This is a genomic window from Aquipseudomonas ullengensis, from assembly GCF_014174475.1.
Taxonomy (GTDB): Bacteria; Pseudomonadota; Gammaproteobacteria; order Pseudomonadales; family Pseudomonadaceae; genus Aquipseudomonas; species Aquipseudomonas ullengensis.
The window spans coordinates 193,200-215,477 of the sequence record NZ_JACJUD010000001.1 but is presented as its reverse complement, the minus strand read 5'-3'; the positions used below and the strand labels follow the sequence as shown (position 1 = coordinate 215,477).

Sequence of the window (22,278 nt, the reverse complement as noted above, 5' to 3'; positions counted from 1 at the left end):
CACGAGATCTTCCAATGCCCGCCCTCGACACCACCACGCTCGACCAACTGTTCCTGCAGGCCCGCTCGCATAACGGCTGGCTCGACCAGCCGCTGCCGGACGCACTGCTGCAACGGCTGTACGACACCCTCAAGCAGGGCCCGACGAGCAACAACTGCTGCCCGGCGCGCTTCGTCTTCGTGCGCAGCGCCGAGGCCAAGCAGAAGCTGCTGCCGACGCTCAAGGGCCATAACGGCGCGAAGATGCTGCAGGCCCCGGTGACCGCCATCGTTGCCTTCGACAGCCAGTTTTTCGAGTTCCTCCCCGAGCTGTTTCCGATCTACGACGCTGCGGCGCCGTACCGCGACAACCCGCAGGCGGCGCACACCGCCGCGCTGCGCAACGGCAGCCTGCAAGGCGCTTACCTGATGCTGGCCGCTCGCGCGCTGGGGCTCGATTGCGGGCCGATGTCCGGCTTCGACAACGCCCAGGTGGACGCCGCGTTCTTCCCCGATGGCCGCTGGAAAAGCAACTTCCTCTGCAGCCTCGGTTATGGCGATGCCAGCACGCTGCGCCCGTCCGGGCCGCGCCTGAGCTTCGAGCAGGCGTGCCGGCTGGCATGAGCAGCTCTCTGTTTTCCCCAGTCCGCTTGCTGGCAGCAGTGAGCAGAACCTGAGCGCCGAGGCTGTAGCGACATCGGCGCCGGTAATTGATCGAGGAATCGGATATGCAACAACTTCCCGGCTTCAAACGCGTGGTCACCGGGCACGATGCCCAGGGCCAGGCTGTGGTCGCCCTGAGCGGGCCGACGCCGAACAATTTCCCGCTCAAGGCGGTGCCCGGCACGGTGTTCTACGAGGTGTGGAACAGCACCGCCAGCCCGGCCGTGCTGGATAACGCAGACGATCCGACTAACCAGCCGCTGCAGCTGAGCCCGATGCCGCTGGGCAGCGTGATCCGCGTGGTGGATATCCCGCCGGACAGCGTGCAGAACCAGGTCAGCGCCGCCGACGCCGCGGCCGCCTTCGCCGAAATCGGCCAGGCCCACGCCGGCACCGGACAGGCCGACTCGAAACACAAGCTGATGCACCGCACCGAAACCCTCGACTACGGCGTGGTCACCGAGGGCGAGGTGTGGCTGGTGCTGGACGGCGAAGACGTGCACCTCAAGCGCGGCGACGTCGTTGTGCAGCGCGGCACCAACCACGCCTGGAGCAACCGCACCGAACAGATGGCGCGGATGGTCTTCATCCTTCTCGACGGCCAATACGCGGCCGACCTCGCGGCCTTGCACGGAGTACACCCATGAAGCTGGCAACCCTGAACAACGGCAGCCGCGACGGGCGTTTGCTGCTGGTCTCGCGTGACCTCACCCGCGCGCTGGACGCCGGGCATATCGCCGCCACCCTGCAACTGGCCATCGAGAACTGGTGGAGCGTCGAGCCGGAGTTGCAGGCGCTGTACCGCGAACTCAACGCAGGCCGCGCCGAAGGCACCTTCGCCTTCGACCCGGCAGCGGTCATGGCGCCGTTGCCGCGTGCCTATCAGTGGTGCGATGGCTCGGCCTTTCTCAACCACGGCGCGCTGATGCAGAAGGCTTTCCACCTCGACCCGATCGACGGTGCCGACACCACCCCGCTGATGTACCAGGGCGCCGGCGACGACTTCCTCGGCGGCCGCGACGACATCGCGCTGCCCAGCGAGAGCCAGGGCATCGACTTCGAAGGTGAATTCGTGGTGCTGGTCGACGAGGTGCCGCTGGGCTGCTCGGCCGAACAGGCGGGCGACCATATCAAGCTGATTTTGCAGATCAACGACGTCAGCCTGCGCGCCCTGGCGCCGCGCGAGATGAAAACCGGGTTCGGCTTCCTGCAGGCTAAACCCTCGTCCAGTTTCGCCGCTGTGGCGGTAACCCCGGACGAACTCGGCGACGCCTGGCGCGACGGTCGCGTACACCTGCCGCTGCGGGTGGAGTGGAACGGCAAGTGGTTCGGCAACCCCAATGGCGGGGCGATGAACTTCAGCTTCCCGCAACTGATCGCCCATGCCGCGCTGACCCGTCGTTTGGGGCCGGGCACGCTGATCGGCTCCGGCACTGTGTCGAATGCCGACCGTCGTGTCGGCTCGGCCTGCATCGCCGAATTGCGCGCCATCGAGATGATCGAACACGGCGCGCCGCAGACCGGCTTCATGCGTTTCGGCGACCGGGTGCGCATGGAGGTGCTGGATAGCGACGGACAGTCGCTGTTCGGCGGCATCGATCAACGTGTCGTAGCGGCCGCCGGCTGAGGAGAACGCCATGCGCGTGATGGTCACAGGGGCCAATGGTTTTGTCGGGCGGGCGCTGGTGCAGCGTTTGCTCGACGCGGGCGAGCTGCGCGGCCAGCCGATCAGCGTGCTGATGCTGCTGGACAAGGACCTGCAGGGTTTCCCCGAGGACAAGCGCCTGCGTCGCCACTACGGCAGCGTCACCGACGCCGCCTTGCTGCGCCGCGCCCTGGCCGATGGCATCGACGTGGTGTTCCACCTGGTGAGCATTCCCGGTGGCGCCGCCGAGGAGCAATACAGCCTCGGCTATCAGGTCAACCTGCTGGCCAGCCTGGAGCTGCTTGACCAGCTGCGCAGCCAGCCTGGCGCGCCGGTGCTGGTGTATGCCAGCAGCGTGGCGGTGTACGGCGGCGATCTGCCGGCGCGGATGGACGAGAGCGCCGTGCCGCGCCCCGAGCTGAGCTACGCCGCGCACAAGCTGATGGTGGAAACCGCACTCAACGACCTGGCCCGCCGTGGCGAGGTGGACGGCCGCGCGGTGCGCCTGCCGGGGATCGTCGCCCGCCCGCGTGAGCCCAATGGCCTGCGCTCGGCCTTCATGAGCGACCTGCTGCAAGCCTTTGCCGCCGGCGAGCCGTATCGCTGCCCGGTGTCGGCGGCCGCTACGTGCTGGTGGATGTCGCTGCGCTGCTGCGTGGACAACCTGCTGCACGCCGCCGAACTGGACGGCGCCACTCTCGGCGCGTCGCGCGTATGGCAGCTGCCGCTGCTGCAGCTGTCCATCGCCCAGGTCATCGATGCCCTGGCCAACGCTTACGGCCAGGAGCGCCGGGCGTTGATCAGCTTCGCCCCGGATGCCGGTTTGCAAGCCCTGTTCGGCAGCCTGCCGCCGATGAAAACGCCCCAGGCCCGTGCCCTTGGCTTTCGCCACGATGGTTCGGTTGCAGCCCTGGTGCGCAACTCTCTTAATCCTTCAGCTTCGGTCCGCCGCGCGCGGGCTGCAGGAGTGACTGCCCATGAAATCGACTAAACGCCGTCTGGTGGACCTTTCCGTCACCCTCGACAACAACCCCTACACCGATCCGCCGCCCTTGCTGCCGAAGATCGACTACATGGACCACCAGCAGGGCTGGCCGGAAATGGCGGCGATGTTTCCCGGCCTGTCCAAGGACCAGTTGCCCGGTGACGAGTCCTGGGCCGCCGAGCGCCTGAATATCACCACCCACAGCGGCACGCACATGGATGCGCCCTGGCATTACGCCTCGACCACCGACGGCGGCAAGCCGGCGTTCGGCATCGACGAGCTGCCGCTGGAGTGGTGCCTGCAGCCCGGTGTGAAACTGGACTTCCGTCACCTGCCGGACGGCCATGTGGTGACTGCCGCCGAGGTGGAAGCCGAGCTGGCGCGCATCGGCCACGAGCTGCAGCCGCTGGACATCGTCCTGGTCAACACCCGTGCCGGCGCACTGTTCGGTCAGCCGGGTTATCTCGATGCCGGCGTCGGCATTGGCCGCGAGGCCACCCTGTATCTGCTGGAGCGCGGCGTGCGCGTGGTCGGCACCGATGCCTGGAGCTGGGATGCGCCGTTCAAGTACACCCGCGAGCGTTTTGCCGCCAGCGGCGATGCCTCGATCATCTGGGAAGGGCACAAGGCCGGGCGCGATATCGGCTACGGCCAGATGGAGAAACTGGCCAACCTGGAGAGCCTGCCGGCCAGCGGCTTCCAGGTTTCGTGCTTCCCCTACAAGATCAAACACGCCTCGGCCGGTTTCGTCCGCGCGGTGGCGATTTTCGAAGAGTAACGGCCGGCGGAGCCATGCTCCGCCAGCCACTGGTTTCGCCCACGCGGATACCCAGGCTTTGGGTCTCGAAAGGCGTGTGGGCGTTTTATCCGACGGCGGCGCGCATCTGCGGGTTGCCGGCTGGCGATGGACACGAATGCCGCGGTGACTGCGTAGCATGCGGCATCCAACAAGAGAGGTTGCAATGCGCCTGAATTCCTTGTCTCAAGCCCTGCTGCTCGGTCTGCTGGTGGCCGGTAATGCCGTGGCCGCCGATACCCGACCGAACATTCTGGTAATCGTCGCCGACGACCTGGGGTACTCCGACCTGGGTGCCTTCGGCGGCGAGATCAGCACGCCGCAACTGGATCGCCTGGCCGCCAGCGGGTTGCAGCTGACCAGCATGTACGCCGCGCCGACCTGCTCGCCGACCCGTTCGATGCTGCTCTCCGGTACCGACAATCACCTGGCCGGCCTGGGCAGCATGGCCGAGGGGCTGCAGCCGTTCCAGCGCGGCAAGCCGGGCTACGAGGGCTACCTCAATCAGCGCAGCTATTCGATTGCCGAGCTGCTGCGCGAGGGCGGCTATCACACCCTGATGGCGGGCAAGTGGCACCTCGGCCTGGCGCCCGACCAAGGCCCGGACAAGCGTGGTTTCGGGCAGTCGTTCAGCCTGCTCGAAGGTGGCGCGGCGCACTTCAAACCGGCCGCCACGGCACCGGCCAAGATCGAGCAGGTGAACTACCGCGAGAACGGCCAGCCGGTGGAGTTGCCGGAGGATTTCTATTCCACCGACTTCTACACCGACAAGCTGATCGGCTACCTGCAGAACACCCCGAAGGACGGCAAGCCGTTCTTCGCCTACGCCGCCTACACCGCGCCGCACTGGCCGCTGCAGGCGCCCGAGGCCTACCTGCAGAAGTACCAGGGGCGCTACGACCAGGGCTACGACAGCGTGCGCCTGGCGCGCATCGAGCGGATGAAAAAGCTCGGCCTGCTGGCGGCGGACTTCCAGCCGGCGCAGCCGCTGCCTGCCAATCCCAAGCTGCCGCAGTGGGCTCAGTTGAGCGCCGAGCAGCAGAAGGTCGAGGCGCGCAAGATGGAGATCTACGCGGCCATGGTCGACAACCTCGACCACAACATCGGTCGCCTGCTCGACTACCTGCGCGCCAGCGGGCAGTACGACAACACCCTGATCGTGTTCATGTCCGACAACGGCGCGGCTGGCGAAAACCACGCGCAGTTCTACCCCGTGGGGCCGAATACCGATAACAGCTACGCCAACCTTGGCCGTCGCGGCTCGCAGATCGACTACGGCCTGCGTTGGGCGGAAGTCAGCGCGGCGCCGCTGCACCTGTTCAAGGGCACCACCGGCGAAGGCGGCATCAGCGTGCCGGCGCTAGTGCACATGCCCAAGGCGCTGCAACGTCAGGGTCGCGAGAACGGCGTGGCGCGGGTCGATGACCTGGCGCCGACCTTCCTCGCCCTGGCCGGTTTGCCGCTGCCCAGCCAGGCGGACAAGCATCCGATCACCGGCAAGTCGCTGCTGCCGCTGCTGGCCGGGCAGGGCAGCCCGCATGAGGGCCAGGCGCTGGCCGGCGAACTGTTCGGCAACGCCTATTACCGCGAGGGCAACCTCAAGCTGCTGGGCATGCGTCCGCAGGTCGGTTTTGGCGATGCGCCGCAGCCGCCACAGTGGCAATTGTTCGACCTGGCGCGCGATCGCGGCGAAAATAACGACCTGGCCGCCACCCAGCCAGAGCTTGTGCAGCGTTTGAAACAGGCCTGGATGGGTTACGCCAAGCAAGTCGGGGTGGTCTTCCCGCCTTTAGCGAAGCCTGCGCCTTGAGCTTTACTGTGGCGTAGTCGTTCGCGACATTTCCCTTTTGCCGGGCGCTTGTGCCCGGCCACTGCCCTTACCGGAGTACGCCAACCATGCGCATCCTCAGCTTTCTGGGTTACCTGCTTACGCTGTCGTTAAGCATCAGCCAGGTTTGTCATGCCGACCAGGCGCAAAGCACCGATGCCGACCAGGCCAAACAGCTGCTGGAGCGGGCGGTGGACTACTATCAGGTGCAGGGCGATGCCTCCCTGGCCGCCTTCAGCCGCCAGGGCGAGTTCATCGAGGAGGACCGCTACGTGTTCGTCGTCGACACCCACGGCATGATGCTCGCCAGCGGCGGGCCATCGGCGGTGCTGATTGGCCGTGACGTGTCCAAGGTGCTGGCGCCGGAGCTGAAAGAGGCCTTCCAGAAAGCCCTGGGCACCAGCGAGGACGCCGGCGTGCAGAGCGCCGAGTACCGCTGGAAGAACTGGGCGGACGGCCGTGTGGAGCGCAAGCAGGTGTTCTTCCGCCGGGTGGGCGAACGCATCATCGCGGTCGGTCACTACCTGCCACGGGCCACGCCGCAGCAGGCCGAAGAACTGCTGGCACGTGCGGCCAAGTCCATCGCGGCAGATGCGGGGAACAGCATTCGCGCGATCAACGAGCTGTCGGCGGATTTTCGCGAGGATGACCTGTACGTCTTCGTCGTCGACCTGGAAACCCAGCGCTATGTCGCCCACGGCTACAACCTGCGCCTGATCGGGGTGAACTTCGCCACCATCAAGGACCCGGAAGGCAAGCCGGTTGGCACGCCGATCCTGGCGCAAATGCAAAAGGCCGACAGCGGTGGCTACGACTACCGCTGGAAGAACCCGGTAACCGGCAAGGTCGAAGACAAGCACGCGCTGCTGCGCAAGGTCGGTCACTACCTGGTGGCGGTGGGTTACTACCGCGAGTCCAAGTAAGCGTCGTCATGGGTTCGGATTGTCGGGTTTCGCTGCACCGGCCCTGCCCGTAGTGCCCCTCTTACTCCGTCGTCCTCGCGAAGGCGGGGACCCAGAGGGGCTTTAGCCCGCTCGGTGATGCAGGTGTGCGCGAAGCTGCCGGCTACTGGGTTATTCCCCTTCGGGCCAGCGCAAGCGCTGTTCAGCGATAAAGCTGCTGTCCCGCCTTCGCGGGGATGACGGGTTGGAAATATTCGTCAATCCAATACGGATGAAGCTGCCTGTCTGTACGTGATGGTGGATAAGCGGAGCGTTATCCACCCTACATAGCTGTGGGTGATTACCGTAAGGCATCCCCCTACCTCCGTCGTCCTCGCGAAGGCGGGGACCCAGAGGGGCTTTAGCCCGCTCGGTGATGCAGGAATGCGCGGAGCTGCCGGCTACTGGGTCCCCGTCTTCGCGGGGATGACGAGTTGAAAAAGACTCCGTGTAGGGTGGGTGAAACCCGCGTTGCTCCGATGTGGGCTAGGCTCGCCGCGCAAAAGCTTCGCGAGCAGAGCTCGCTCCTACCCAAGCGGCGCCGCCCTCAGCTCAGGCGCCGGCTGAGGGTGCGGTCTTCCAGGCTCAGGGCGATCAGCAGTGGCAGCACGGCGATCCCCGCATCGATCAGCAGCAGGGTGCGGAAGGCCTGGCGTAGCAAGTTGTCGTCCAGTGCCGAGACGCTACCGGAGGTTTCTGACAGTGCCCCCGCATCGAAGCCCGGCAGCAAGTGCCACAGCAGGCTGGACAGCAACGCCACTCCCAACGCCCCGCCAAGCCCGCGAAACAGCCCGCAGACACCCGTCGCCACGCCCAAGTCATTGACCGGCGCGGCGCTCTGTACCGCCACCAGCGAGGTGGGGAACTGCATGCCGAGGGCGGCGCCACACAGCAGCAGGGCGGGTATCTGCAGCAGCGCCTGGTCGTTCGGTAGCAGGGCCAGCAGCACCAGCGCGATGGGCATCAGCAGGGTGCCGCAGAGAATCATCGGCTTGTAGCGGCCCAGGCGCGCACTCAGGCTGCCGGCGATAAAGGCGCCCAGTGGCGCACCGAAGGCCAGGGCCATCAATTGGCTGGCGCCGGCCCCGCCAGCACTGTGGGCATGCAGCGGGATCAGCACGGCCAGGCCGACGGCCTGGAAGTTGGCGAAGAACAGCAGCAGCCAGCCGGCGCGCACCGGTGGGATGCGCAGCAGGCCGAGGGGGATCAGCGGCTCGGCGCTGCGCCGCTGTTGCACGATGAACAATGCCAGGCCGACCACGGCCAGCAGCAGGGCCTGGCCGTTCTCTGCGGTTTGCCAGTTTGGCTGCTGGCCGAGGCGGCTGATCAGCAACAGCAGGTTGCCCAGGCCGAGAATCAGCAGGGCGCTGCCCAGGTAGTCGATGCGCGCAGCCCGGCGCTTCTCGACCAGGCCGGCGGTGCTGCGCAGGCTGAGCAGTATGGCCAGCACGCCCAGCGGCAGGTTGACCCAGAACACCCAACGCCAGGACCACTGGCTGCTCAACAGGCCACCCAGCGGCGGGCCGATCAGGCTGGCCAGGGCGAACATGCCGCTGAACCAGGCCTGGTAGCGGCCGCGTTCGGCGGGGGCGATCAGGTCACCGACCAGCGCCTGGGTGATGGCCTGCACGCCGCCAGCACCGATGCCCTGCAGCACGCGGCCAAGCACCAGTTGCGGCATGTCCTGGGCCAGGCCGCAAAGCAGCGACGCCAGCACGAACAGGGCAATGGCCCCGGCCAGCAGGCGCCGCCGCCCGAGCAGGTCGCCCAGCTTGCCGAAGATCGGCGTGCTCACCGTCATCGCCAGCAGGTAGCCGGACACCACCCAGGCCAGCAGTTCGCTGCCGGGCAGGTTGCGAGCGATATCGGGCAGGGCCACGGCCACGATCGTCTGGTCGAGGGCGGCCATGAACAGGGCGAGCATCAGCCCGGCCAGCACATTGCGCAGCTGGGCGGGGCTGAGGCGCGGCGCGGCGGCGTTGCCGGTCATGCGGAGGAGTCCTTACTGGGCGTCGAGGCGCGCCAGGCCAGCGGTGATGGGTCCCAGATCATGCCGCAGCAGGCGGGGTGAATGAAGTCGCCTGTGCACGAAGTCTGTGCTGGCTAGCTCCCGACCCCGCAGGGAAGAGTGCTCATATCCGGCTCGCGATTTCCTGGCTGCCTGAGCTGATCTGCTCCAGGTAGAAGGCCACGCTGTCGGGAACGAATTCCCCCTGTTGTTGCAGCAGGTGGCGGCGGATGTAGTGGTAGTTGCGCTGCAGCTTGGCCAGTTCCTGGGCTTCACCGGGCATGCTGCCATGCAGCGTGGCGAAGTCTTGCTCAATGGCCTGGTCCAGGTTCTCGGGAGCACCCTGCTTCAACTCGTCGATGTACACCGCCAGCGAGCCGAAGGCGCGGGTCTGGTAGAACAGCAGCAGGCGCTGGGTGTTCAGGGTCAGGCTGTCCAGCCGTTGCGTCGCCGTGTCCGTAGGCGGGCTGGCCTGGTAGAGCTTTTGCGCCATGGCGTCGAGGCTGGCCTGTGCCTCGAGGATGGGGTTGATCCAGATGGGATAGAGATCGACATCGTCACCGGTCTGGCGCTCCAGGTCGGTGATGCGGGCTTTCAGGTCTTCGCCTGCTTTCTGCAGCTCGGGCGAGGGGATCTGTTGCAGCTGTGCGCTCAGTTGCTGCAGGTCGTCACGGTACTTCTCGGCATAGCGCGGGTCGGCGGTGCCGATCGTGGCGTTGTAGTGCAGCAACAGATGACTGGTGGTGCTGAAGGCCAGGTAGCGAATGCTTTGCAGGTTTTCAGCAGGGCCTTGGGCGAAGGCCAGGAGTGGGCAGAGCAATAAAGCCAACAATGCCTGTCTTGGGTGCATGGCGTGTTCCTTTTTATTCTGGCTCATGCGGGATGCGTCGTCCGGGCTCATACCGAGCCCAGGCCCGGTTCTGTCTGGCGGGTAGCCGGCAGACCGTGGCAGACGCGTTTGGAAAGATCGGCGACCCTCTTGTGAAGGGTCGCCGAGGCCCATCGTGGCGAGCCGTTGGCACGATAGGCGGGCGTATTTTTTTGCTCAATATCGGATGCCAGGTTGAGGGCGATCAGCGCCCGTTTTTGCCTTGAAATGGCGTTCTGCAGGCGTGCAAAAGCCCGCATCCAGGGAGGCGGGTTTTTGCTGTCTGGCGGAGGCTGTTGGTCAGCTCACTTGTGCTTTTTCTTTTGTGCTGTCGAGGGGAACGCGTCCAGTCGAATCACTGAGGTCATGCGGTAAATCGCACCGTTCGGCGCGGCGGCCGAGGCAGTCGGGCCGACCTCGTTGACCACGTGTCGAATGCCGCCGAAGCCGGCGATCACCGAACTGGTCATGGCTTGCAGTTTCACCCGCGGCGATACCGGCGCCTCGATGGCGCTGGAGGCGAAGATGTCCTGGCCCATGACGAACAGGGTGTAGATCGCCAGGCCAGTGGCCTCGTGGGATTTCACTCCTGGCGCGACCACATAGGAGGCAAAGCCTTGCTTGCTGCCGTTCATCCAGGCGGCCTGACTTGGCGGGTCGTAGGGCATCTCGCTCTGGTAGAAGAGGGTGCGGCCGCGCTCGCCGTTCCAGATCACCTGGTTCTTCTGGTAGTGCTCGACAAACAGCCCCAGGGCGTTCACGTCGTTACCGTTGACGATCAGGCCATGGTCCGCCTTGTTCTCGCCCCAGGCTGTTCCGGTGCCGTGGTCACCGCGCCACAGCCAGTTGTGATCGAGGATCACGTTGCTGTTGTTGACCTCGACGCTGGTCTTCGCGCTGCCGAGCTGCGGCCCACCGATGCGAACGTAAACGTCGCTCAGGGTGGTCGGGTCGTGTTGCTCGCCGGCATAACTACCGGGTTGCCCGACTTTCACCAGCACGTTGGACTGTTTCGGACCGGCATCGATGATCAGGCCGGACAGCATCACCCCGGTGATATTGCCCACCTCGATAGCGGACTTCCCGGTTGTCGGCGTCAGCGACGGATAGCCAAGCCCCAGTACCACGGTCCCCGGGCGGCTGATCTTGATGGCTTCGCTGAGCTGGTACACGCCAGGGGTGACGATGAGGTTCTTGCCCTGACGCAACTGCGCGTTGATGGTGGCCGCCGAGTCACTGGGCTTGGCGATATAGAACGTCTGGATCGGCAGTTGCTTGCCCGCCTGCGGCGAGACCTCCCAGTCATGGCCGGACGCGTAGCTTTTGGCGTGGGGCACGAAGACGTTGAAGCGCTTGCGTTCGTCGACGTAGAGGAATGGCGCCTCGCGCGATGCCGGCGTTGCTTGCAGGTTGGTAATGCCGTTCGCAGCGAAATTGCTGGCAGGCGCCCCGATCACGCCGGAGAAGAGGTAGTTGACCGCGCGCCCATCCCATTGGCCGATCGTGCTGTTGCGCGTGTACCAGTGGGCCTGGGCCTTTTGCATCGTGCCGTCGCCGCTGATCACCGAGCCTTGTACCTGGCTGTTGGCGATGTAGGTGCCGAAGGCATAGGCCCCGTAGTGGCCACTGAGTTCGAGGTTGCCGAGGATGTTGACCCGGCGCAGCGGTGCGGCCTGGGATACGGCCCAGCGCAGGGTATTCGGTGGCGCGATGCCCTCGGGATAGGGCAGTAGCGCGTCGTCGCCCACGGGGCGCTGGATGGGGTTGATGGTCAGGTTGGACATCGACCGCCAGAACTTGGTCAGCGAGTTCGATTCCAGGGAATCATCCTGCGGATTGCCGTAGGGGTTTTCCTGCTTCGGCTCGACGTGCAGGGCGCCGTTGATCAGCACATCTTCCGGCGAGCGGCCCAGGCCATACACCGCCGTGTAGTAACCGATTTCGGCGTTGACGATGCCCGTGGCGGTAGCCGGATCGTTCTGTCCCGCATCACTGCCATAGACCCCAGGCATGAAGAAAACGGCATGCCGGTTCTGACTGAATTCGGGCTCTGAGGAAAAACTCAGCAGTTTTGCGTTGATCTCGCTCAGCGGGGTTTGCGGGGTGAATAGAGTGACGTTAGGGCCGAAATCCGGCTGGGGAGATGCCGGTTTGGATTGGCCTGCGAATGCGGGGGCAGTTATTGCCAGCGCAGTGACCATGCCCGTTCTGGCAATGGATATTGCTAGATTGCTTAGGTTCATTGAATTACATCCATCTCTTCGATTTGTTTTTGTTGATGAAGTAATGGCCCGTTTCAATGCAGGCGACACGCAATAATGAGCAGAGAATACGGACTACTTTGCCATTTGATTCATTGTGTGTGGAACGCGAAATTCACCTGCTGGTTAAACCGCAGCAGGTGAGTTGCGCCGAACGCAGCGCTTCTGGAACTGGCGCTCGGGCGCTAGGAAGGCTGGGGCTTTTCCTGTGGTGCGGCCAATTCATTTTCTATCTAGGAGGTATCTTTAATTCTGATGAGTTAAAGATCTTTGTTATTTGCGAAACAATAAAGTACGCATCATTCGCTATAGATGAATGATGGCTGTTTATAGGGCGTATGAGCGTGCTTGGCACTGCCGTGGTATTGATACTTTCGATAGGGCTTGGTGTAACTTTCTTGCTTATCAATTTGTTGTTTTTTAGTGGCTGTTTCTCCAGTTGAATAGCGTTATGCCTGACTAATGCAATCCTCGGAAAGTTTGCTTGGGGTTTACCGCAGGGGCGATGCATTGCCCCTGCGGCGAAGTCACTCAGCTGGCGCTGAACGTCTTGTGCGGGTCGATGACGAATTTCTTCGGCACGCCGGCGTCGAACTCGCCATAACCACGGGGTGCGTCATCCAGGCTGATGACTTGCACGCCGACAATTTCAGCGATGTTGAGGCGATCCCACATGATGGCCTGCATCAGCGCCCGGTTGTATTTCATCACCGGGGTCTGGCCCGTGTGGAAGCTGTGGGACTTGGCCCAGCCCAGGCCGAAGCGGATGCTCAGGCTGCCGATCTTGGCCGCCGCATCTGTCGCGCCCGGGTCTTCGGTGACGTACAGGCCGGGGATGCCGATCTTGCCGGCCACGCGGGTGATCTGCATCAACGAGTTGAGCACGGTGGCCGGGGCCTCATGCTGGGCGCCGGCATGGCCGTGACCGCGGGCCTCGAAGCCCACGGCATCGACGGCGCAATCCACTTCCGGCTCGCCCAGCAGTGCGGCGATCTGCTCATGCAGCGGGGTGTCCTTGGACAGGTCGGCGATCTCGAAACCCACAGCCTTGGCGTGCGCCAAACGCACCGGGTTTACATCGCCGACAATGACCACGGCGGCGCCCAGCAGGCGGGCGGAGGCGGCAGCGGCCAGGCCAACCGGGCCGGCACCGGCCACGTACACCGTGCTGCCCGGGCCGACACCGGCAGTCACGGTGCCGTGGTAGCCGGTGGGCAGGATGTCGGAGAGGCAGGTCAGGTCGCGGATCTTCTCCATGGCCCGGTCGCGATCGGGCAGCTTGAGCAGGTTGAAGTCGGCGTAGGGCACCAGCACGTATTCGGCCTGGCCGCCGGTCCAGTCACCCATGTCGACGTAACCATAGGCGCCACCGGCGCGGGCCGGGTTGACCGTCAGGCAGACGCCGGTCTGCTGTTCCTTGCAGGAGCGGCAGCGGCCGCAGGCGACGTTGAAGGGCACCGAAACCAGGTCGCCGATTTGCAGGTGCTCGACGTCACGGCCTTTTTCGATCACCTCGCCCGTGATCTCGTGGCCCAGCACCAGCCCGACCTGGGCGGTGGTGCGGCCGCGCACCATGTGCTGGTCCGAGCCGCAGATGTTGGTGGAGATGACTTTGAGGATCACCCCATGCTCGATCTTCTTGCCGCGCGGGTCCTGCATTTTCGGGTAGTCGATCTTCTGCACTTCGACCTTGCCCGATCCGAGGTAAACGACGCCACGATTGCCACTCATAGGAACTCCTTGAAAGCGCGCCAGCGGCGCGCGGGGTGGGTAGTCACACGCTTGCTGCTTAGAGCCTGTTCAACGTCTGCTGCGCGTCGGCCTTGCTGCGTTAAAAACTGGCTCGGAATGCTCATTTACAGCTCGTAAACTCCGCTTCCTCGCCGTTTTGACCAGCCGGAGGCTGTTACTACGTAGCGCCTTGCATGGCTCTAGCTCGCGAGCCTTTGAACAGGCTCTTAGGCGCCGTTCGCCTGGCGCAGGCTCTCGATGATCTTGCGGGCGCGGTTGGCGCCAACATCCACATGGATATCGATCATCGGGCGCTCGCCGAAGCGGCACATGTTCTGGTACTGGGCCTCGATCACCACCTTGTCCTCGTCGAAGGTCAGCGCGGTCTGTTCGATGACCTTGGCCTTGACCTCGTCATGGTTGGTTTCGGGGTTGGTGGCCATGGTCCAGAAGTAGTGGCTGGTGGTGTCCGTTTCCGGGGTCACACCGTGGAAACCGCGCATGTGGAAACCGCCGCGCTCGGGGTCATCCAGCGACTCGGTGTTGGCGTCCACTGCACCGGTCCAGATGCGCAGGTGGCTGACGTGGAATTCGATTTCCTGCCAGCGGTCGATGGTGCCCTTGAACGGATACGCCGCGGAGTAGGTGGGTGGCGGGGTGGAGTTGGGCATGTGGCGCACAACCTTGACCACGTCGCCTTCGCTCTCCACTGTCATCTTCGCTTCCATGTGGATGGAGGCGTTGCCGCCGATGGTGCGCAGGTGCACGTAGCCCAGGTGGCTGAGGTCCATGAGGTTGTCGTGGATCAGTTGGTATGGCGCGTCGTAGTGGTACACGTCGCCGTCGAACAGGTACTTGCCGCTGCTGTGCACGTCGTAGGCCGGCGGCTCGCAGGTGGGCTCGGGATGCGCGCTGCTGCCGAACCAGATCCACACGATCTGATCGCGCTCCTGCACGTGGTACATCGGCACCTTGGCTTTGCTCGGGATCTTCTCCTGGCCGGGAATCTCGATGCACTTGCCGGCGGCGTTGAACAGCAAGCCGTGGTAGCCGCAGCGGAGGCCGCCGCCGTCCAGGGTGCCGGATGACAGTGGCAGCGCGCGGTGGCAGCAGCGATCTTCCAGGGCCGCCACCTGGCCATCGGCCGTGCGAAACAGCACCACCGGTTTGTTCAGCAGCGTGCGCCCGACGGGCTTGTCGTTGAGTTCCCAGCCGAGCGCGGCGACATACCACTGGTCGAGGGGGAATGTGGGTAGTGCTGGCGGAGGGGAAACCTCGTAGGCCAGGGTCTGGTTGGAAGCACTCATGGACTTCTCCCGGTGGCTGGGTTGTTGTGGGGTCAAAGGTCCAAGACCAGACGTGGGGTCTTGGCGCGTGAGCAGCAGGGGGTGAACCGGTCGTTCACGGCATGCTCTTTGTCCGTCATGAACTGGTCGCGATGGTCTGGCGTGCCCTGTAGCACGCGGGTGATGCAGGCGCCGCAGATGCCCTGCTCGCAGGAGGTTTCGATCTCGATACCGGCCTCGTCGAGTACCTCGAAAACGCTGCGGTCCGCCGGGATGTGGAAGGTCTGGCCAGAGCTGGCCAGTTCCACTTCGAAGGGCTGGTCGCCGTCGTGCTCGATCGGGGCCGCCGCGAAGAATTCGCGGTGCGTCTGCTCGGCCGGCCAGCCCTGGCTCGCTGCGGTGCTCAGTAGGTAATTCATGAAGCCGCTCGGGCCGCAGACGTACAGGTGTGTACCTGGGGTGGGGGCGGCGAGCACGGTGGCGGCATCGAGCTGTGTTGCGGCGGCGTTGTCATGCAGTCGCACGTGCCGGGCGAGCGGGGCCTCGGCCAGCACATCCAGAAACGCCGCACTGGCCTGGGTGCGGAAGCTGTAGTGCAGCTCGAAATCCACGCCGCGCTGGGACAGCTCATAGGCCATGGCGAGCATGGGCGTGATGCCGATGCCGCCAGCAAACAGCAAGTGCCTCTTGCCGTCCGCTGCCAGTGGAAACAGGTTGCGTGGCTCACTGATGGTCAGGGTCTGGCCCTGCTCGACCTGCTCATGCATGGCCTGGGAGCCGCCGCGCGATTGCGGGTCTTTGAGCACGCCGATCATGTAGCGATGGCGCTCTTCGGGGTGATTGCACAGCGAGTACTGGCGGGTCGCGCCGGCGGGCGTCTGTACATCAATGTGCGCGCCAGCCGTGAACGGGGGCAGGGGTTCACCGTTGAGCGAGCACAGCTCGAAACTGCAAATGCTTTCAGCCACTGCAATCTTGCGGCTGACTAGAACCTGGAGCATGACTTCTCCCTCCACAGCAAAGTGGCCAAAACGTGAAATGGGGATTGTTGAGTGAGCTAGATCAGCAGCTGCGCTGCAGGAGGGTGGCGCGGGGGATGGCGGCTATCGAGGCGGTTCATGGGCGCTACCTACTCATTATTCTTGTCAGGTCGAGCTGTCGCATATGATGACGAACAGCAGACACAGAGTTTGGTTGACCGTAGAATCACTTCAATTGGTTGCGGTGTCAACTAAATTACTTGGACCATTTCTTTCTTAAGGCGCCACCTTTCATGCCCGAACCCACACAGCTAAACCTGAGCCGCTACATCCCTGCGCTCATCAACCTGCTTGCCAATAAGCTCGCGACGGGCGCGTCGCTCTGCTATCGCAAGCACTTCGGTATTGGTGTGGTGGAGTGGCGCCTGCTGGCCATGCTCAAGGTGGAGAACAACATCACCGCCAATCGCATGTCTCAGGCCATTGGCCTGGACAAGAGCGCGGTGAGCCGCTCGCTGCAACTGCTGGAAAAGGCCGGTTACGTCAGTAGCCAGGTCGACAGCCAGGACGCGCGACGCAACACCGTGAGCCTTAGCGCCGAAGGCCTTGCCCTGCACGACCGGGTGCTAAAGGTGGCGCTGGAGCGCGAGCGACGGTTGCTCGGCGACCTCAACCCAGAGGAGGTGGACACGCTGATCAACCTGCTAGGGCGACTGCAAACCCAAGTGACCCATGTGAACGAGTTTGATCCGCTGGATCCCTGAGTTGATTGTGGCGAGCCACTCTTCTCCGGGCTTGTGGCGCCGCTCGGTCAAGGGCGCCGCTCACACAGGTTGGTGAATGATCAGCCTCTGTCTTTCGCTGGCGGGCCGAAGCTGGGGATCAAAGATCCAGCACCAGGCAGTTGCTTTTGGCTCTGGAGCAGCAGGGCGTGAACTGGTCGTTGCGGGCCTGTTCTGCCGGGCTCAGGAACAGGTCGCGGTGCTCGGGCTCGCCCTCCAGTACCCCGGTCAGGCAGGTACCGCAGATGCCCTGGCCGCAGGAGACCGGGATATCGAAGCCGGCCGCTTCCAGGACCTCCAGCGCCGAGCTGTGTGGCGGAACCAGCAGCACCTGACCACTGCTGTGAATACGCAGCTCAAAGCTACCGTCGCCGGCACTGGCACTGGCTGGAGCGCTGAAGTATTCACGGTGCAGCTGGTTTTCTTCCCAGCCCTGGGCGCGGGCACTGTCCAGAATATGCGCCATAAAACCGTTCGGGCCGCAGACGTATAGATGTTCAGTGGGCTCTGGCGAGCTGAGCAGGCGGCTGGCATCGAGCTTTTGTTGCTCGGGGCCATCGTCGAAATGCAGGTGCACCTGCTGGGCAAAGGCGCTTTGATTCAGGAGCTCGATAAAGGCGGTGCGTTCGACCGAGCGAGCGCAGTAATGCAGCTCGAAGTCGGCCCCTTGCTGGCTCAGGTATTGCGCCATGCTCAGGATCGGGGTGATGCCGATTCCGCCGGCGAATAGCAGGCTGCGTCCGCTGTGCTGCACCAGGGGGAACAGGTTGCGGGGTGCGCTGATCTGCAGCTGTTGGCCGACGCGTAGCGATTCATGCACGCACTTCGAGCCGCCACGGGAGGCTGGATCCTTGAGCACGGCAATGCAGTAGCGCTGGCATTCACCAGGCGGGTTGCACAGGGAATACTGGCGCACTTGGCCGTCGGGCAGATGCAGGTCGATATGTGCGCCAGCCTCGAAGGCCGGTAATGGCTCGCGGTTGGGGCGCACGAGTTCCAGGCTGAGGATCTCCCGGGCTTCCAGGCGCATGGCGCTGATCGTGACGGTGATCATGTAGCGCTCCCGTCCGCCTGGGCCGATTGTTCGCCGGCAATGATGCGCTCGAGCATGCGGCGCGCCTGCACACCGCCGGCATCGATGTTGAGCTTCAACAGGGCGCGCTGCGGGTTGGCCAACAGGTTGCGTTGCTGTTGTTCGAGCATGTCCAGATCTTCGCTGAAGATCTTGCCCTGGCCTTCGCGGATGCTGGTAGTGAGCGCCTCGTCCTGCGGCTGGAAGTTGCGCGCCATGCCCCAGAAGTACCAGATCGAGGTATCGGTCTCCGGGGTGATGAAGTCGACCACGATGCTCGAGGCCTTGTGCTGTGCCGGAGCGTGGTAGCCGCCGTGCCCGGCGTGGGCCACGCCGACTTCGATCAGCACGTGGCTGGGCGGGCTGAAGCGGCAGATCTGCCAGCGGTCCACCGCCACGTCGTCGGCCAGGCCGTTGCCACGCAGAGCCATGCGCCAGAACGGCGGGGCCATGATGTTTTCCATGTGCCGCTCGGTGATGACCTCGTGGCCTTCGACGCGGGTCTTGGGGGCGACCTCATCGATCTCTTTCTGGCCGATGCTGGAGGCATGCACATAGGTCTCGTGGGTCAGGTCCATCAGGTTGTCGACCATCAGCCGGTAGTCGCACTGGATGTGGAACAGGCCGCCGCCGTAGGCCCAGTCCGGGTTGTCCGCCCACTCCAGGTGGTGGATCAGCGCCGGATCGGCCAGGCTGGGCTCGCCGGGCCAGACCCAGATAAAGCCGTAACGCTCCTCTACCGGGTAGCTCTTGTTGCAGGGGAAGCCCTGCACGCGCTGCCCCGGCATGGCGACGGTCTTGCCATCGCAGCCCATTACCAGGCCGTGATAGCCGCAAACCAGTTGGCCATCCTGAACAAAGCCGAGCGACAGGGGCGCGCCGCGGTGCGGGCAGAAGTCTTCGACAGCGGCTACCCGCCCCGCCTGGCCGCGATAGAACACGATCTTTTCGTTGCAGATCTTTCGGCCCAGGGGGTTCTCGGCGATCTCATCCGCGGTGCAGGCGACATACCAGGCGTTTTTCGGGAACATGGGATTTCCTTGAAGCTTTGTTTTTATTGGATCCAATCTATGGCTAATCGGCCCTGTTTTCTATTGTCTTTCCTTGTGCTGGATCCATGGTTGGGCGGTAATCGAACAGATTTGCAGGGTTGAATGGCGCTATAACCGGCAGCGAGAGAGCAGGTACACTGCTTTTCTTGGATCCAATTGGGGCTTTTTATGAGCGGTGCAGGGCAGCGCGTGCTGAGCGTTTTGCGCAAGATGATTGCCGATGGCGAGTTGTCGGGCGGCGAGCGTGTCGCCGAAATTCCCACGGCCGAGCGCCTGGGGGTTTCGCGCATGCCGGTGCGGATGGCGTTTCGTGCGCTTGAACAGGAGGGCTTGCTGATCCGCCGGGGTGCGCGTGGTTTTGCCGTGCGCCAGGTAACGGCCGAAGGCTTGGCTGGCGCGGTGGAAGTGCGTGGGGTGCTGGAGGGGTTGGCCGCGCGGCAGGCAGCCGAGCGCGGAATTAGCCCGGCGCTGCGCGAGGTCTTGTTGGAGTGCCTGGTACGGGGCGATCAGTTGTTCGCCAAGGGCTATGTCAGCGAAGAAGATCTCGCCGACTATCACGACATCAACAAGCGTTTCCATCAGGCCATTGTCGAGGCCAGCGGCAATCCGGCTATCGCTGCGGCACTGGCGCGCAATGACCATTTGCCGTTTGCCTCGGTCAGCGCCCTGGCGGTGAATCGCGACAACCTGACCCAGGAATACCGCCGTTTCAATTTTGCCCACATGCAACACCATGCGGTGGTGGATGCCCTGCTTGGCCAGCAAGGGGCGCGGGCTGAGGCGATCATGCGTGAGCATGCCAATGCCACGCTGGGCTATGCCCGTTTGTTTGGGGCCGCCAGTGGCGCTGAGGCGTCGGGGTTGAAGATCATCCAGTGAGGCGAGCGCCGTCGCTGGGGAGCTTGTGCAGCAGCTGGGCGCATCCCCTCTGCGTGGGGATGCGCTCATCCGGCCTGATGGTCAGGGCAGGGCGTAGGCCATCACGTAGTCGCCACGATCAGGAGACTGCCGCGCGCCGCCGGCGGTAATCACGATGTACTGCTTACCGGTCTTCGGCGACACGTAGCTCATCGGGCCGCCCTGGCTGCCGACGGGCAGGCGGGCTTTCCAGATTTCTGCGCCGTTGCTGCTGTCGAAGGCGCGCAGGTAGAAGTCCTGGGTGCCGGCGATGAACACCAGGCCGCCCTGGGTGGACAGCGTACCGCCGAGGGTTGGCAGGCCGATGGGGATCGGCAGGTGCATGCGGATGCCCAGCGGGCCGGTGTCTTCCACGGTGCCGACCGGCACTTGCCAGGCGATCTGTTGGGTTTTCATGTCGATGGCGGTGAGGGTGCCGTAGGGCGGAGCCTGGCAGGGGATGCCGGCGACCGACAGGAAGCGGTTCTTGTTCACCGCATACGGCGTGCCCTTGAGCGGCACCGCGCCCATGCCGGTGTTCAGCGCTTCGCCGCCGCCAGCAGCCTGGCCCTGGTTGGCCGAGGGGATCATCTGGATCCACAGGCCTAGGCGCATGTCGTTGACGAAGATGAAGCCGTGCACCGGGTCGGTGGACAGGCTGCCCCAGTTCATGCCGCCCAGCGAACCGGGGAAGCTCAGCGCCAGGTCGGTGCCCGGGGCGGTGTAAAGGCCTTCGTAGCGCATCTTCTTGAAGTCGATGCGGCACAGCATCTGGTCATACGGGGTGGCGCCCCACATGTCCGACTCGGTTAGGGTCTGCGCGCCGATTTGCGGCATGCCGACGGATTTCGGCTGGGTCAGCGAATACTGCTCGTTGGGGATGCCGGCGGATTTGACCGGTACTTCCTCGACCTTGGTCAGCGGCTGGCCGGTGGCGCGGTCGAGCACGAAGAGCTGCCCGGCCTTGGTGCCGATTACCAGCGCGGGCACGCTGCTGCCGTCGTCCTTGGTGAAGTCGATCAGGCTCGGCTGCATCGGCAGGTCGAAGTCCCAGAGGTCGTTGTGCACGGTCTGGTAGACCCACTTCTCGGTGCCCGTGCTGGCGTCGACGGCGAGGATCGAGGCGCCGTACTTGTGGTTAAGCGCCGTGCGTTCGGCACCGTAGAGGTCGGTGGAGGGGCTGCCCATCGGCAGGAATACGGTGTTCATCGCCGGGTCGTAGGACATCGGCGCCCAGCTGTTGGGGGTGCTGCGCACGTAGCTGTTGGTGTCGGCCGGGGCCTGTTTGTCCTGCGGGTTGCCCGGGTCGAAGGCCCAGCGCATCTGCCCGCTGATCACGTCGAAACCACGGATCACGCCGCCCGGCATGTCGGTCTGCACGTTGTCGGCGACGCGGCCGCCGACCACTACGGTGGTGCCGGCCATCAGCGGTGCCGAGGAGAGCTGGTAGTAAGAGTCGGGCACGTCGCCCAGGCCGGCCTTGAGGTCGACCTGGCCGTTGTTGCCGAAGCCCTGGCAGAACTCGCCGGTGTCGGCGTCGACGGCGATCAGGCGGGCGTCGATGGTGTTGGTCAGCAGGCGCCGCTGGCAGTTGGCAGCGGCCGGCACGCTGGCGGCGATCACTGGCGAGCTGTTCGGCTGGGTCGGCTGGGCGATGGCCTGGGTGGCGTCGAAGTAGGCCAGGCCACGGCAACGCTGCCAGACCTTGGACTGGGCGTTGATCTCGTTCTTCCACAGCTGCTTGCCGGTGTCGGCATCCAGCGCGATCAGGTTGTTGTGCGGGGTGCAGATGAACACCTTGTCGCCGATCTGCAGCGGGGTCAGCTGGTCTTCGGCACCGTTGCCGTCGCTGATCGCCACGTCGCCGGTGTTATAGCTCCAGGCCACTTGCAGCTGGTCGACGTTGCCACGGTTGATCTGGTCCAGCGCGGCGAAGCGGCTGCCGCCTTCGCTGTTGCCGTAGTGCGCCCAGTCTTTCTGGGCGTGGGCCGGGTCCACCGGGGTCAGGCCCGGGCCGTTGCCGCTGGCCGGTACGCTCGGGTGGGCGACGAACATGTTGCCCACCGCCCAGACCAGGGCAATGGCCATGACCCCGGCAACGCCGTAGGCAGCGCGCCCGCCGGTGCCGCCGGAGGCGCGAACCAGCAGCGGGTAAACCAGGGCGACCACCAGGCCGATGGCGCTGAACATGAACAGGCGGGAGAACATCGGCCAGAAGCTGCGGTCGGTGTCCAGCACGGCCCAGATGGCGGTGCCGGCCAGGAATGCGGCGAACAGCCAGGCGCCGGCCGGCTTGCGCAGGGCGATCAGGAGGCCTGCCAGGGTCATGGCCAGGCCGCCGATGAAGAAGTACCAACTGCCACCTAGAATGACCAGGCGGACGCCGCCGGCGGCCAGGGCGATGCCGAGCAGGGCGATGACGGTGCCCAGGCCGATCAGGATGAACCTGCCAAGGCCAGAGGCCTGCGATAGTTGCTTCATGCCGTGTATCTCGCTGTTGAGTGC

Annotated in this window: 18 protein-coding genes; 9 read left to right on the top strand and 9 right to left on the bottom strand. The window is 64.5% G+C overall.

Annotation, left to right across the window (positions count from 1 at the left end):
* The first annotated feature begins 14 nt into the window (after positions 1 to 14).
* From H3H51_RS00930 to H3H51_RS00900, 7 genes are all read left to right on the top strand, one after another.
* A complete protein-coding gene (locus H3H51_RS00930) occupies positions 15 to 602 on the top strand; it encodes a malonic semialdehyde reductase (protein ID WP_183087141.1) in 588 nt (195 codons plus the stop codon).
* A 104-nt stretch (positions 603 to 706) separates the two neighbouring features.
* Positions 707 to 1,288: a cupin domain-containing protein gene (locus H3H51_RS00925; protein ID WP_183087140.1), complete on the top strand. Its 582-nt coding sequence runs from the start codon at positions 707 to 709 to the stop codon at positions 1,286 to 1,288.
* Positions 1,285 to 2,268 carry a fumarylacetoacetate hydrolase family protein gene (locus H3H51_RS00920; protein ID WP_183087139.1) on the top strand — a complete coding sequence of 328 codons (984 nt, stop codon included), beginning with the start codon at positions 1,285 to 1,287 and terminating at the stop codon, positions 2,266 to 2,268. Before H3H51_RS00925 ends, H3H51_RS00920 begins: the two co-directional genes overlap by 4 nt.
* Before the next feature lie 10 nt (positions 2,269 to 2,278).
* A complete protein-coding gene (locus tag H3H51_RS00915) occupies positions 2,279 to 3,277 on the top strand; it encodes an NAD-dependent epimerase/dehydratase family protein (protein WP_183087138.1) in 999 nt (332 codons plus the stop codon).
* Positions 3,264 to 4,049 (top strand): cyclase family protein, encoded by a 786-nt coding sequence (locus H3H51_RS00910; RefSeq protein WP_183087137.1) that lies wholly within the window; start codon positions 3,264 to 3,266, stop codon positions 4,047 to 4,049. Before H3H51_RS00915 ends, H3H51_RS00910 begins: the two co-directional genes overlap by 14 nt.
* A gap of 184 nt (positions 4,050 to 4,233) precedes the next feature.
* The gene (locus H3H51_RS00905) at positions 4,234 to 5,877 is read left to right on the top strand and encodes an arylsulfatase (protein ID WP_183087136.1); all 1,644 of its coding nucleotides are present in this window, start codon (positions 4,234 to 4,236) and stop codon (positions 5,875 to 5,877) included.
* 86 nt (positions 5,878 to 5,963) lie between these two features.
* Positions 5,964 to 6,818, top strand: a complete 855-nt coding sequence (locus H3H51_RS00900; RefSeq protein WP_183087135.1) for a cache domain-containing protein — start codon at positions 5,964 to 5,966, stop codon at positions 6,816 to 6,818.
* 565 nt (positions 6,819 to 7,383) lie between these two features.
* Here H3H51_RS00900 and H3H51_RS00895 read toward each other — a convergent pair.
* The 6 genes from H3H51_RS00895 to H3H51_RS00870 all read right to left on the bottom strand — a co-directional run bounded on the left by H3H51_RS00895 (position 7,384) and on the right by H3H51_RS00870 (position 15,991).
* The gene (locus tag H3H51_RS00895) at positions 7,384 to 8,826 is read right to left on the bottom strand and encodes an MDR family MFS transporter (protein ID WP_183087134.1); all 1,443 of its coding nucleotides are present in this window, start codon (positions 8,824 to 8,826) and stop codon (positions 7,384 to 7,386) included.
* A gap of 142 nt (positions 8,827 to 8,968) precedes the next feature.
* The gene (locus H3H51_RS00890; protein WP_183087133.1) at positions 8,969 to 9,721 is read right to left on the bottom strand and encodes a hypothetical protein; all 753 of its coding nucleotides are present in this window, start codon (positions 9,719 to 9,721) and stop codon (positions 8,969 to 8,971) included.
* 296 nt (positions 9,722 to 10,017) lie between these two features.
* A complete protein-coding gene (locus tag H3H51_RS00885) occupies positions 10,018 to 11,724 on the bottom strand; it encodes a hypothetical protein (protein WP_220790798.1) in 1,707 nt (568 codons plus the stop codon).
* Between the two features lie 780 nt (positions 11,725 to 12,504).
* Positions 12,505 to 13,704, bottom strand: coding sequence for a formaldehyde dehydrogenase, glutathione-independent (gene fdhA, locus H3H51_RS00880; protein WP_183087131.1), 1,200 nt, complete (start codon positions 13,702 to 13,704; stop codon positions 12,505 to 12,507).
* Between the two features lie 227 nt (positions 13,705 to 13,931).
* Entirely contained in the window at positions 13,932 to 15,011 is a 1,080-nt protein-coding gene (locus H3H51_RS00875) for an aromatic ring-hydroxylating dioxygenase subunit alpha (RefSeq protein WP_183087130.1), read from the bottom strand.
* A gap of 32 nt (positions 15,012 to 15,043) precedes the next feature.
* On the bottom strand, positions 15,044 to 15,991 hold the full coding sequence (locus H3H51_RS00870) for a PDR/VanB family oxidoreductase (protein WP_183087129.1): 948 nt from the start codon (positions 15,989 to 15,991) through the stop codon (positions 15,044 to 15,046).
* 272 nt (positions 15,992 to 16,263) lie between these two features.
* Between H3H51_RS00870 and H3H51_RS00865 the strand changes: the two genes are divergently transcribed.
* The gene (locus H3H51_RS00865) at positions 16,264 to 16,734 is read left to right on the top strand and encodes a MarR family winged helix-turn-helix transcriptional regulator (protein ID WP_183087128.1); all 471 of its coding nucleotides are present in this window, start codon (positions 16,264 to 16,266) and stop codon (positions 16,732 to 16,734) included.
* A 118-nt stretch (positions 16,735 to 16,852) separates the two neighbouring features.
* On the opposite strand, the gene H3H51_RS00860 is transcribed toward H3H51_RS00865, so the two are convergent.
* On the bottom strand, positions 16,853 to 17,806 hold the full coding sequence (locus H3H51_RS00860) for a PDR/VanB family oxidoreductase (protein WP_183087127.1): 954 nt from the start codon (positions 17,804 to 17,806) through the stop codon (positions 16,853 to 16,855).
* Positions 17,803 to 18,855: an aromatic ring-hydroxylating dioxygenase subunit alpha gene (locus H3H51_RS00855; RefSeq protein WP_183087126.1), complete on the bottom strand. Its 1,053-nt coding sequence runs from the start codon at positions 18,853 to 18,855 to the stop codon at positions 17,803 to 17,805. Before H3H51_RS00855 ends, H3H51_RS00860 begins: the two co-directional genes overlap by 4 nt.
* A gap of 189 nt (positions 18,856 to 19,044) precedes the next feature.
* On the opposite strand from H3H51_RS00855, the gene H3H51_RS00850 reads away from it, so the two are divergent.
* Positions 19,045 to 19,755: a GntR family transcriptional regulator gene (locus H3H51_RS00850; protein WP_183087125.1), complete on the top strand. Its 711-nt coding sequence runs from the start codon at positions 19,045 to 19,047 to the stop codon at positions 19,753 to 19,755.
* Positions 19,756 to 19,836: 81 nt separating this feature from the next.
* Here the strand turns inward: H3H51_RS00850 and H3H51_RS00845 are convergent, their stop codons facing one another.
* Positions 19,837 to 22,254 carry a glucose/quinate/shikimate family membrane-bound PQQ-dependent dehydrogenase gene (locus H3H51_RS00845; RefSeq protein ID WP_183087124.1) on the bottom strand — a complete coding sequence of 806 codons (2,418 nt, stop codon included), beginning with the start codon at positions 22,252 to 22,254 and terminating at the stop codon, positions 19,837 to 19,839.
* Positions 22,255 to 22,278 lie beyond the last annotated feature (24 nt).